General features: G+C 70.6%; 10 protein-coding genes. 3 read left to right on the forward strand and 7 right to left on the reverse strand.

Features of this window, described 5'->3' with window-relative positions; all coding sequences use genetic code 11:
- Positions 1–2: 2 nt before the first annotated feature.
- Entirely contained in the window at positions 3–2,450 is a 2,448-nt protein-coding gene (locus AB4078_RS15085; protein ID WP_441977806.1) for a DNA gyrase/topoisomerase IV subunit A, read from the forward strand.
- Positions 2,451–2,467: 17 nt separating this feature from the next.
- On the opposite strand, the gene AB4078_RS15090 is transcribed toward AB4078_RS15085, so the two are convergent.
- The 4 genes from AB4078_RS15090 to AB4078_RS15105 form a co-directional block, all read right to left on the reverse strand.
- The gene (locus AB4078_RS15090; protein ID WP_440731860.1) at positions 2,468–3,307 is read right to left on the reverse strand and encodes a 3-oxoacyl-ACP synthase III family protein; all 840 of its coding nucleotides are present in this window, start codon (positions 3,305–3,307) and stop codon (positions 2,468–2,470) included.
- A gap of 79 nt (positions 3,308–3,386) precedes the next feature.
- Entirely contained in the window at positions 3,387–4,709 is a 1,323-nt protein-coding gene (locus AB4078_RS15095; protein ID WP_441977807.1) for a F390 synthetase-related protein, read from the reverse strand.
- Positions 4,706–5,506 (reverse strand): MBL fold metallo-hydrolase, encoded by an 801-nt coding sequence (locus tag AB4078_RS15100; RefSeq protein ID WP_441977808.1) that lies wholly within the window; start codon positions 5,504–5,506, stop codon positions 4,706–4,708. The genes AB4078_RS15095 and AB4078_RS15100 overlap by 4 nt, the downstream gene beginning before the upstream one ends.
- On the reverse strand, positions 5,503–6,510 hold the full coding sequence (locus AB4078_RS15105) for an NAD-dependent epimerase/dehydratase family protein (protein ID WP_441977809.1): 1,008 nt from the start codon (positions 6,508–6,510) through the stop codon (positions 5,503–5,505). The genes AB4078_RS15100 and AB4078_RS15105 overlap by 4 nt, the downstream gene beginning before the upstream one ends.
- An 86-nt stretch (positions 6,511–6,596) precedes the next feature.
- Between AB4078_RS15105 and AB4078_RS15110 the strand changes: the two genes are divergently transcribed.
- On the forward strand, positions 6,597–7,826 hold the full coding sequence (locus AB4078_RS15110) for a glycosyltransferase (RefSeq protein ID WP_441977810.1): 1,230 nt from the start codon (positions 6,597–6,599) through the stop codon (positions 7,824–7,826).
- A 3-nt stretch (positions 7,827–7,829) separates the two neighbouring features.
- Here AB4078_RS15110 and AB4078_RS15115 read toward each other — a convergent pair whose 3' ends face one another.
- Genes AB4078_RS15115 through AB4078_RS15125 form a run of 3 tightly spaced genes read right to left on the reverse strand, consistent with a single transcriptional unit; the run spans position 7,830 to position 11,365 of the window.
- Positions 7,830–8,741: an arginase family protein gene (locus AB4078_RS15115; RefSeq protein ID WP_441977811.1), complete on the reverse strand. Its 912-nt coding sequence runs from the start codon at positions 8,739–8,741 to the stop codon at positions 7,830–7,832.
- Between the two features lie 12 nt (positions 8,742–8,753).
- A complete protein-coding gene (locus AB4078_RS15120) occupies positions 8,754–9,230 on the reverse strand; it encodes a GNAT family N-acetyltransferase (protein ID WP_440731866.1) in 477 nt (158 codons plus the stop codon).
- A complete protein-coding gene (locus tag AB4078_RS15125) occupies positions 9,230–11,365 on the reverse strand; it encodes a DNA gyrase/topoisomerase IV subunit B (protein ID WP_441977812.1) in 2,136 nt (711 codons plus the stop codon). The genes AB4078_RS15120 and AB4078_RS15125 overlap by 1 nt, the downstream gene beginning before the upstream one ends.
- A gap of 183 nt (positions 11,366–11,548) precedes the next feature.
- Here AB4078_RS15125 and AB4078_RS15130 point away from each other — a divergent pair, with 183 nt between their 5' ends.
- Positions 11,549–11,761, forward strand: a complete 213-nt coding sequence (locus tag AB4078_RS15130; RefSeq protein ID WP_440731868.1) for a DUF7455 domain-containing protein — start codon at positions 11,549–11,551, stop codon at positions 11,759–11,761.
- Positions 11,762–11,763: the final 2 nt, after the last annotated feature.

Below are 11,763 nucleotides of genomic sequence, written 5' to 3' on the forward strand. Positions count from 1 at the left end.
CCATGCCCCGCACCACCACGCCGCCCGAGCCGATCGAAGAGCGCATCCAGGACATCGATCTCTCGAGCGAGATGCAGGGATCGTTCCTGGAGTACGCCTACTCGGTCATCTACTCCCGCGCGCTGCCGGACGCGCGCGACGGGCTCAAGCCGGTGCAGCGCCGGATCCTGTTCCAGATGGCGGAGATGGGCCTGCGCCCCGACCGCGGCCACGTCAAGAGCGCCCGCGTCGTGGGCGACGTGATGGGCAAGCTGCACCCGCACGGCGACTCCGCGATCTACGACGCTCTGGTCCGCCTCGCGCAGCCCTTCGCGCTGCGCCTGCCTCTCGTGGACGGACACGGCAACTTCGGCTCCCTGGACGACGGTCCCGCCGCCTCCCGCTACACCGAGGCGCGCCTCGCCCCCTCCTCTCTCGCGCTGACCGAGAGCCTGGACGAGGACGTCGTCGACTTCGTGCCGAACTACGACGGCCAGTTCCAGCAGCCCTCCGTGCTGCCCGCCGCGTTCCCGAACCTGCTGGTCAACGGCGCGAGCGGCATCGCGGTCGGCATGGCCACCAACATGGCGCCGCACAACCTCATCGAGGTCGTGGCAGCGGCCATCCACCTCCTCGAGCACCCGGAGGCGTCCACCGAGGAGCTCATGGAGTTCGTCCCGGGTCCCGACTTCCCGTCGGGCGGCATCGTGATGGGCCTCGACGGTGTCCGCGACGCCTACGCGAACGGTCGCGGAGCGTTCAAGGTGCGGGGCAAGGTCTCCATCGAGCCGCTCGGGCCGCGTCGCACCGGCATCGTGGTCACCGAGCTGCCCTACATGGTCGGGCCCGAACGGGTGATCGAGAAGATCCGCGACGCCGTGCAGGCGAAGAAGCTCCAGGGCATCAGCGATGTCAACGATCTGACCGACCGCAATCACGGTCTGCGGATCCAGATCGGCATCAAGACCGGCTTCGACCCGAATGCGGTGCTGGAGCAGCTGTACCGGCTGACGCCGATCGAGGATTCCTTCAGCATCAACAACGTCGCCCTCGTCGACGGCCAGCCGCGCACGCTCGGGCTCAAGGAACTCCTCAGCGTCTACGTGCGGCACCGTCTCGAGGTCGTGACCCGCCGCAGCCGGTACCGCCTGGCCCGCCGCGAGGAGCGCCTGCACCTCGTCGAAGGCCTCCTCATCGCGATCCTCGACATCGACGAGGTCATCCAGGTCATCCGCTCCTCCGACGACTCGGAGCAGGCCCGCAGCCGCCTGCAGAGCGTCTTCGACCTCAGCGAGCGGCAGGCCGAGTACATCCTCGAGCTGCGCCTGCGTCGGCTCACCAAATTCTCCCGCATCGAGCTGGAGACCGAGCGCGACGCGCTCCTCGCGGAGATCGCGGCGCTGCAGGAGCTGCTCGGCAGCGAGGCCCTGCTGCGCGGCCAGGTCGCGACCGAGCTCGATGCGGCGGCCGAGGCCTACGGCACCCCGCGGCGCACCCTGCTGCTCAATGCCGCGCCGCCCAAGGCACGCGCCGCCAAGGGCCCTGTGGACACGCAGATCGCCGATGCGCCGACCGTCGTGGTCCTGTCCACCACCGGCCGCGCCGTGCGGGTGGATCTCGAGCCCGGTCAGGAGCTCTCCCCCGCCTCCCGGCGCAGCAAGCACGATGCGATCCTCGCCACTTTGGACACCACCACCCGCACCGAGATCGGTGCGGTCACCACGGCGGGCCGGGTCCTGCGCTTCACCGCGATGGACCTGCCCTCCGTGCCGTCCGCCTCGGTGCACCTTGCGGCGGGCGTGCCGCTGCGCGACTACATCGGGCTGCTCGACAAGAGTGAGCGGATCCTCGCGCTCGTGCGCTTCGACGATGACACGCCGATCGCGCTGGGCACCCGCACCGGCGTCGTGAAGCGGGTCGTGCCGTCTTCCCTCCCCGTGAAGCCCGAGCTCGAGATCATCGGCTTGAAGCCCGGCGATGCGGTCGTCGGCGCGGGCGCGGCCCCCGACGACGCCGAACTCGTGTTCGTCACGAGCGACGCCCAGCTGCTGCACTTCGCCGCGTCGGGAGTGCGCCCCCAGGGAGCACCCGCGGGTGGCATGGCCGGCATCAAGCTCGGCGCCAAGGCCGAGGTGATCGCCTTCTCCGTGCTCGCCGCCGATGCGGAGGCGATCGTGGTGACCGTGTCCGGCGCGACCGGGATGATCGCCGGCACCGACGCGGGCCGCGCGAAGTCGTCCCGGTTCTCCGAGTTCCCCGGCAAGGGGCGCGCCACCGGCGGTGTCCGCGCGCACGCCTTCCTCAAGGGCGAGGACCGGCTGATGCTGGCCTGGGTCGGCACGGAGCCCGCGCTCGCGGTCGGCCCGGACGGATCGGCCCGGGCTCTACCAGAGGCCGGCGCCAAGCGCGACGGATCCGGACAGCCCATCGACGGCGTGATCGGGTCGATCGGCGGTGTGCTCGGCGCCTGATGGCCGGGTGCCGTCGCCTACAGCCGCAGCGCGAGCGCGTTGGCCGTGAGGCCGGCCGCCGTGCCGCACAGCACGACGGTGTCGCCCGTGCCGACGCGGCCGGATTCCAGGGCACGGGTCAGCATGAACGGCACCGACGCCGACACCATGTTGCCGAACGCCTCGACCTCGTCGACGCGCCGGTCACCGGGCACGCCGATCCGGTCGAGCATCGGACCGAGCGCCGCCGACGCCTGATGCGGGATCCACAGCGCGATGTCGTCGTGGGCGAGTCCGGCCCTCCGCAGGAACCGGTCGAAGAAGTCGGGCAGCACGCGCATCATGCCGAGCAGCGCCCGTCGGCCGTCCATATCGAACAGGTAGTCGGCCGGATCCGTGACGGCGTACTGCTGGGCGGGCGAGTGCGACAACCCTCCGCGCAGCTCGGTGTCGTGCGCGTGCGCGGGCCAGGTCTGCTGCTGGCTGGCCACCACGCCCCGATCCGGCGCGGTCGCGCGACGGAGCAGGACCGCCACGGCGGCATCGCTGAAGAGTTCGAAGCTCTCCCGCTGGTCGGGGTTGAGGAACCGCGACGCGACGTCGCCCGCCACGACCAGCACGGTCTGGTGGTCGCCGCCCTCCAGATAGCGGGAGGCGATGTCGAGAGCGGTCACGAAGCTCGTGCATGTCGAGTTGACGTCGAATGCGGCTGCATGGCCGGCCGAGGTGAGGCGCTCCCACACGAGCGCCGCCGTGCACGGGATCGGCTGGACGCCGGCGGCGGATGCGCCGAGCACCAGATCGATGTCATCGGTCGTCAGGCCCGCATGTTCGATGGCGCGCCGCCCGGCTTCGGCGAGCATGTCGAGGTGCGACACGTCATCCTCGACCCGATATCGCACGCTCTCGCCGAACCGTACCGTGCGGCTCGGGAGCACCCTGCCCCATCCCGCGATCTCACAGCTCCGCATCGTCACGATCCCCCCTCCAGCGCCGCTCCACGCGCCGCAGCTTCCGTCCCGGCTCCGGTGCATACGGCACGAAACGCAGCTCTGCGCGGTCGGCACCGAGACGGTCCGCCAAGGTTCCCAGTTCCGCCGCGACGTTCGCCTGCACCAGGGCGAGCGGTGTGTCCGTCGCCGCTTCGATGCCGACCTCGAGCTCGCGACGGCCAGTCTGCACGATCCGGTACTCCGCCACGCCGTCCGCATACACCAGGGCGCGGGACACGAGATCGGCGAACACGTCGACGACGCCGCCGTCCTGCCCGGGCAGTCGCAGCGTGTCGCCTTCGCGTCCCTCGATCCGAGCCAACGCGGTCAAAGCGCTCCCGCACGGACAAGGCGCCTCGCGCTCGCGCAACACGTCGCCGAGGCGATAGCGCACGATCGGCTGCGCCCGGCGGCGCAGATCCGTCACGATGGGCGCGAACCTGTCGTCGCCCAGCGGCTCGCGCTCGATGAGCACGCCGTCTTCGTTGAGGTGCAGCACGCCCTCCTCGCACGTGTGCGCGAGGAACCCTTCGGTGCACTGATACAGCTGATGGATCCGCTCCTGCCAGAGACCGGCCGCGATCCTGCGCGCATCCGAGACCTCGAGCACCTCGGCGACGGCGTAGACCTTCTCCGGGCGCACGGCGATGGCGCCGCTCTCCGCAGCGCGTGCGATCGCCAGCAGCACCGAGGGCGGTGCGACCAGGATCGTCGGCGCGTACCGGGCCAGGCGCTCGAGGTTCTCCGTCATCTCCGCGAACACGTCGAAGTAGGAAAAGGAGACGGCGCGAGATCGGACCGCCTCGTACAGCGTGTTGTCGGCCCGAAGGAACAGCGCGATGCGGTGTCCGAGGATGCGCCCTCGCGGCAGGGTGCGCGCGAGCACCGTCCCCGCCCATGCCTCCCGCTCCGCACGGCTCACGAGGAACAGGCCGCGGTGTCCGCTCGTGCCGCTGGACAGCCCGATCGAGCAGCCCTCGAGGTCGGCCGCGAAGTCGCGGGAGCGCTCGTTCGCGAGAGCGATCCGCATCGCCTCGTCGCGATGGACGCCGACCGTGTTCAGCTCGTCGAAGCGTTCCATCATGACGCGCTTGTCCATGAGCGGCAGGTCGACGAGACCGGCGGGGTTCGCTCCGATGAGCGGGCGGAAGTACGCGGATCTGCGCCGCAGGAACCGCAGGTGACGGCGCAGCAGGCGCCGCTGCCGGCGTTCCACGGCCGCGCGCGTGCGCAACGGCCGCAGCCAGCGTGCGGCGGCGAACTCCGCAACGATGCGCAGCCGGCTCATCGCGGGAGCAGCTCTCGGTCACCGATCGGATCGTGACTGCACACCACTCTGATGCCCGCGCGCGAGAGCGCGACAAGTCGACGTGCGGTGTCGCGGTACGCATCGCCGTCGTGCTGCAGCGCTCGCGGCAGCGCTCTCATGCGCGGCTCCTCTGCGAGCAGATCCGACCCCCAGGCGGCGTCCCCGGCGAGCAGCACCCGGTCGTCCACCAGCGCCCCGATGTGCCCCTGCGCGTGCCCAGGGAGGTCGACGATCCTCAGTCCCGCCCCGGGGAACGGATCCGCGATGTGCAGCGTCACGCCCGCGACGTGCGCCTGAGTGAAGTCCGCCCGATCGAGGATGAGCGGATCGACCCCGGGGAACCATGTCGGCAGCAGTCCGGGCAGGATCGCGTCGCGCAGACGCGCACGCCGCAGTGTCTCCAGCTGTCCGGCCGTCGCTACGATGCGCGCCGACGGGAACCGCGCGATCCCGCCGATGTGGTCGGGATGCAGATGAGTGAGCACGACATGCGTCACGCTCTCCGGTGCGACGCCGTCGTCCGTGAGCTGGCGCGCGACGTCGTCGGGCGCGGACATCGTGGGCGGCAGGATGCGCCGGTACACGGCGCCACGCCAGCCCGTGTCCCAGGGCTCCGGGGCATAACCCGTGTCGACAAGGATCCGGCGTCCGTCCCCGGGCTCGTACAGGAACACCCCCGACGGGAACCCGCGCACCTCGCGTCCGCCGCCGCGGAAGAGGATGCCGATGTCGTGCACCGTGCTCCCGCACGCGTAGTGACGCAGCCGTCGCGTCATGCGGCCGCATCCGTTCGCGCGCGCAGGTCGGCGACGGCACGGTCCAGCGCCTCGTCGAGCGACACCCCGGGTGCATAGCCGAGTTCCTCCCGGGCGCGGGAGATGTCGAGGGTCTGCGCGAACGCGATGGTCGAGAGCGTGTAGCGGGTCAGCGGCGGCTCAGGACGGCCGGGAAGCACGCGGCAGATCCCCTCGAGCGCCGACGCGAGCGCCCATGCACCCCGGCGCGGCAGCCGCCGGAACCGGGGCGTCTCGCCGAGCCGCGACAGCAGTCCCTCGAGCAGCTCTCGGAACGGCCGGGGATCGCCGTTGCTGATGTTGTACACGCCGCCGGTCGGATCCCCTTCGCTCAACGCGAGGCGAAGTGCGGTGGCCACGTTCTCCACCGCAGTCACATCGATGAGGTTGCGCCCCTCATCGAAGAGCGGCACGCCGATGCGGCGATGCACGGCGAGCAGGCGCGGGAGGAGGCTCGGATCACCGGCGCCGATGAGTCCGCGCGGGCGCAGGATCACGAGTTCCCGGATCCGCCCGGCCCGCTGCGCCCGGTGCAGCAGCTGCTCGGCGGCGAGTTTCGAGCGGATGTAGTCGTTCAGGCGATTGCCCGGATCCACCTCTTCCTCACGGATGCCGATCCGATCGCGCGCGGCCGCGTACACGCTCGGCGACGACACGAAGACGAACCGGCGCGCCCCGCCCTTCTCGGCGAAACGCAGGACCGCCTCCGTTCCCTCGACGTTGGCGGCCAGGAAGTCGCGCGGACGTCCCCACGGCGTCGACAGCGCTGCGCAGTGCACGACCGCCTCGACGGGGCGTGCCGCATCCGGAAGATCGGCCAGAGCGGAGATCAGGGTCTCCTCCGGGGCCGCGATCCGGGCGAGCGCTTCCGCATTGCGCCCCGAGGCCAGGACCGGAAGGCCGTGCGCCCTGAGCTCTCGCACGACGTATCCGCCGAGGAAGCCGCCGGCGCCGGTCACGAGCACGGGCCGGGCGGACGCAGACATGCCCCGATGCTATGGCACGATCGCGCCGCCGACGGGAGGTCCGGCGCACATGCGATGAGGCTCGGGGTCCGCCCTAGAGTGGGACGGTGCGCATCGCGATGGTCACGGACTACTACCTGCCCACGCTCGGCGGCGTCCAGACCGCGATCAAGGCGCAGCGCGAAGAGCTCGTGAGCGCGGGGCACGAGGTCGTCGTGTTCGCCCCTCTGAGCGAACCCTCGTCCGACCCGCCTGTCGTGCGGTTGCCGACGGCGCGCGGCTTCGCGCCCGACGGCTACCCGTTCACCTGGCCCCTGCGGGACGCCGCCGCCCAGCTCGAACGCGAACTCACAGGCTTCGACGTCGTGCACGTGCACACCGAGATGTTCGCCGCGCTCGCCGCCTATCGCGCCGCCCGGGCGCTCGGCATCCCGCTCGTGCAGACCATGCACGGGCGCATCGACGTCTACACGCGCTCGGTGCTCCCCCTGCCGGCGATCACGACGGTGCTGCTCGCCGGCCTGCATCGCCGCGGGCTCGGCTCTGCGCCCGGTTCACGACCGCTTCCCCTCGACACGCGCGCGCACTACACCCGCACCCGCACGGCCCGTCGGATGTGGCGGCTCATGGTGAGCCAGGCGGAGCGCGCGGATCGGGTGATCGTGCCCTCCGCGCACTTCGCGGCGAAACTGGTGGCACAGGGCGTGCAGACGCCGGTGGACGTGCTCTCGAACGGGCTCGAGGCGACGGTGCTCGATGCGATCGGGACGCCCGTCCCGCGCCGGCCGGAGCCGGGAGCCGCGCTGCGGGTGCTCTGGTGCGGACGCCTGTCGCCGGAGAAGCGTCCTGAGATCTTCCTCGACGCCGTGTCCCGCACACCCGGGATCGAGGCCGTGATGCTGGGTGACGGCATCTCACGCCGGACGGTCGCGCGTGAGGCGTCCCGGATCGGATTCGGGCGGGTCGACGTGCGCGGAGCCGTGCCGCAGTCCGAGGTGCTCGACGCGATGCGCACGGCGCACGTGCTGGTGTCCAGCTCCTTCGATTTCGACAACCAGCCGATGGTGCTGCTGGAGGCCGTCGCGGCGGGGCTGCCGGTGATCGTCGCGGATCCCGAGCTGTCCGAGACCCTGCCTCGTCAGGGCCATCTGGTCGCGTCGCGGCCGGATGCCGCCGGTCTCGCAGACGCTCTCGCCGCGCTCCGCGACGATCCGGCGCGCGTCGCCGGCATGAGCGCGGCCGCGATCGCACATCGACCGCATGTCGCGCAGAGCGCCCACCGCGGTGAGCTGCTCCGCGTCTATCGTGCGGCCGGGGCCGCGCGAGCCGCGCGCTGACCCTCAGTCCTCGACGAGGGCGGCCCCGAGCTCCGCGAAGCCCTCCGCGATCACCTCGGCGAGGGTCGCCGCATGAACGCCATCCGGATCCAGATCCGGATCGAACACCGACACGGCAGCGCCCCATGCGTACGGAGCGAGGTCGCGCAGCAGACCGATCAGCTCGTCCGGAGCGAGGCCACCCGGGTCGGGGCTGTCCACGGCCGGCATGTGCAAGGGGTCGAGGACGTCGACGTCCACCTGGATCCAGTAGTCGCGCTCGAGCCCCTCGACCGCCCGCACGCGCGACGCTGCCCGCGCGGCGCCGTGCAGGATCACGTCGTCCGCGGGAACGACGAGGGCGATCGCCTCGCGCACCTCGTCGACGAACGCGTCCTCGTAGCGGTGGCCGATGTGCGCGACGCGCGCGGCGTCGAAGTACGGCCCCAGTCCGTCGATCTCGGCGAGTTCCGGCGTGTGACGGCCGATCGCGATCGCCAGATCCTCGCCGGCGACGCTGCCTACCCCTGTGCTGTTGCCGGGATGGCGGAAGTCGGTGTGACCGTCGATGTGCACGAGCCCACCGCCGCCGGTCACCCGCGACGCCAGGCCTGCGGCGATCGCGAGGCTGCAGTCTCCGCCGAGCACGAGCGGCGCCTGGCCAGACTCCCTGATGTCGAACAGCCGATGGGCGAGCCGCCGGGCGTGCTCCACGATCGCCGCCTGGTTGCGCACCGTGCCCGCCGGACGGCGTCCGTCATCGTCCACGTAGCGTCCGGGCAGCACGACGCCGGCGTCGACCGCTCCCGCGGCGTACAGCCGCCGGTGCAGACCCGCCTCGCGCAGGGCTTCGGGCGCCTTCGCCGTGCCGGGCACACCGCCGCGCACCGGCGGGCGCAGTCCGAGGTTCGTGGGGACGGAGACGATGGCGACCATCGACTCAGTCTGTCAAGACGCCGCGACGGACTCGGCAGCCGCGCGCGGATCGCGGCGCATCCAGATGTCGATGCCGTCGTTCTGCTCGACGACGAAGCCATGCCGCTCGTACAGACGCCGCGCGGCGGATCCGACGAGCACCTGAAGCCGCAAAGGCCGATCAGCGGGTGCGTCGGCCAGCACGGCACGGAGAACGGACGATCCGATCCCGCGGCCCTGGTGCGGCCCGTCGAGATAGAACATCTCCAGCCACAACGCGTCATGATCGGGGCGCAGTGTGATCGTGCCTGCGGTCTCACCGTCGACGGCGATCATCCAGGTGTGCTCCGGCGAGAAGTGCTCGACGACCCGGGCGCGCGAGCGCGCCGGATCCCAGCCGACCAGCGGTTCCAGATCCTGCCGCAGCACCCTCTCCTTGAGCGCCGCGATCGCGTCGACGTCGCCCGGAAGCGCGGGACGCAGCGACACATCCGAGGGGAGCGCGGCCATCAGGCGTCGATCGCCTCGCGGGCCAGGCGATCGGACGAATCGATGATGAACTCGCGTCGCGGGGCGACCTCGTTGCCCATCAGCAGCTCGAACACCCGCCCCGCGGCCTCGGCGTCCTCCATGCGCACACGGCGCAGCAGGCGGCCGGAACGATCCATCGTGGTGGAGGCGAGCTGCTCGGCGTCCATCTCACCGAGACCCTTGTACCGCTGGATCGGCTCGTGCCAGCGCTTGTTCTGCTTGCGCAGCTTCGCGAGCAGGGTGTGGAGTTCGCCCTCGCTGTAGGTGTAGATCGTCTCGTTCGGCTTGGATCCCGGGTTCATCACGATGACGCGGTGCAGGGGCGGCACCGCGGCGAAGACCCGGCCGTCCTCGATGAGCGGGCGCATGTAGCGGTAGAACAGCGTCAGGAGCAGCGTGCGGATGTGCGCGCCGTCGACGTCGGCGTCGCTCATCAGGATGACCTTCCCGTAGCGCGCCGCCGCGAGGTCGAAGGAGCGACCGGATCCGGCTCCGATCACCTGGATGATGGAGGCGCACTCCAGATTCGACAGCATGTCGCTGACCGACGCCTTCTGCACGTTCAGGATCTTGCCGCGGATCGGCAGGAGTGCCTGGTACTCGCTCGTGCGGGCGTGCTTGGCCGTGCCGAGCGCGGAGTCGCCCTCCACGATGAACAGCTCGGTCTGTGCGACGTCGGTGGACCGGCAGTCGACGAGCTTCGCCGGCAGCGACGACGACTCCAGCGCGTTCTTGCGGCGCTGGGTCTCCTTGTGGGCACGGGCGGAGACGCGCGCCTTCATCTCGGCGACGATCTTGTCCAGCAGCATCGACGCCTGGTTCTTGTCATCGCGCTTGGTCGAGGCGAAACGCTCGCCGAGCGCCTTGCGGACCACCTGCGCGACGATCGTACGCACGGCCGGCGTGCCGAGGACCTCCTTGGTCTGCCCCTCGAACTGCGGTTCGGGGACGTTGACGGTCAGCACGGCGGTGAGCCCCGCGAGAACGTCGTCCTTCTCGATCTTGTCGTTGCCGGCCTTCAGGCGACGGGCGTTCTGCTCGACCTGGGCGCGCAGCACCTTGAGGAGCTCCTGCTCGAAGCCCTGCTGATGCGTCCCGCCCTTGGGCGTGGCGATGATGTTCACGAACGAGCGCATGCTCGTGTCGTATCCCGTCCCCCAGCGCAGGGCGATGTCGACGGCGCAGACGCGCTCCACCTCGGTCGCGACCATGTGGCCGTCGGGCTGCAGCACCGGCACGGTCTCCTTGAACGTGCCCTCGCCCTGCACGCGCCAGGTGTCCGTGACGGGCGCGTCCGTTGCGAGGTACTCGACGAACTCCGCGATGCCGCCCTCGTAGTGGTACGAGGTCTCGTTCACCGCGTCCATGGCGCCGGTGGCCGGCTCGCCTTCGACGCCGTCCTGCGACGTCGCAGAAGTCGCCGCGCGCTCGTCCCGGACCACGAGCTCGAGTCCCGGCACGAGGAACGCGGTCTGCCGTGCACGGGTCTCGAGGTCGGCGAGCTGGAACGCGGCGTCCTTGGTGAAGATCTGCCGGTCGGCCCAGTAGCGGATCCGGGTGCCGGTGACGCCCCGCGGCGCCTTGCCGATCACGCGCAGCTCGCTGTTGTCCTGGAACGGCGTGAAAGGCGCGTCCGGCCTCTTCTCCCCCGCATCCGTGAAGATCCCGGGCTCGCCGCGACGGAACGACATCGCGTAGACCTTGCCGCCGCGGTCGACTTCGACGTCGAGACGTTCGGACAGGGCGTTCACCACCGAGGCGCCGACGCCGTGCAGGCCGCCCGATGCCGCGTACGAACCGCCGCCGAACTTGCCTCCCGCATGCAGCTTCGTGAAGACGACCTCGACGCCGGTGAGACCCGTGCGCGGTTCGACATCGACCGGGATGCCGCGCCCGCGGTCATGCACCTCGACGCTGCCATCGGGATGAAGGATGATATCGATCTTCGAGCCGTTGCCCGCGACGGCCTCGTCGACGGAGTTGTCGATGATCTCCCAGAGACAGTGCATGAGGCCCGGGGAGCCGTTCGAGCCGATGTACATTCCGGGCCGCTTGCGGACGGCTTCGAGACCCTCGAGGACCTGGAGATGATGGGCGGAGTACTCGGCTGTCACAATCCCCCATCGTATCGAGCAGCACGGACTTGGCCCCGACGACACTCCTGGCCGTCACCCGCTCGTCACCGGGCGCGTACGCGGTGAGCGAAACACGCCGTCTCGCGGGCATGACTCTCAGCTCTGCGTGGTTGTATTGAGCACACTCCACACAGCGGACCCGAACAACGAGGAGGCATCGAGATGAACGCGACGACCGAACGGGATAGCACAGTCATCCCCCGCCTCACGGCGATGGACCGATGCGACTCCTGCGGAGCCCAGGCCTACATCGCCGCCGAGGTCAACGGCAGCGAGCTTCTGTTCTGCGCCCACCACGGACGCAAGTACGAGGAGAAGCTCCGCGCGGTGGCCACGAGCTGGCACGACGAGACGTCGCGTCTGCTCGAAGGCTGACC

It is taken from the genome of Microbacterium sp. 2MCAF23, from assembly GCF_052115565.1.
Lineage (GTDB): Bacteria > Actinomycetota > Actinomycetes > Actinomycetales > Microbacteriaceae > Microbacterium.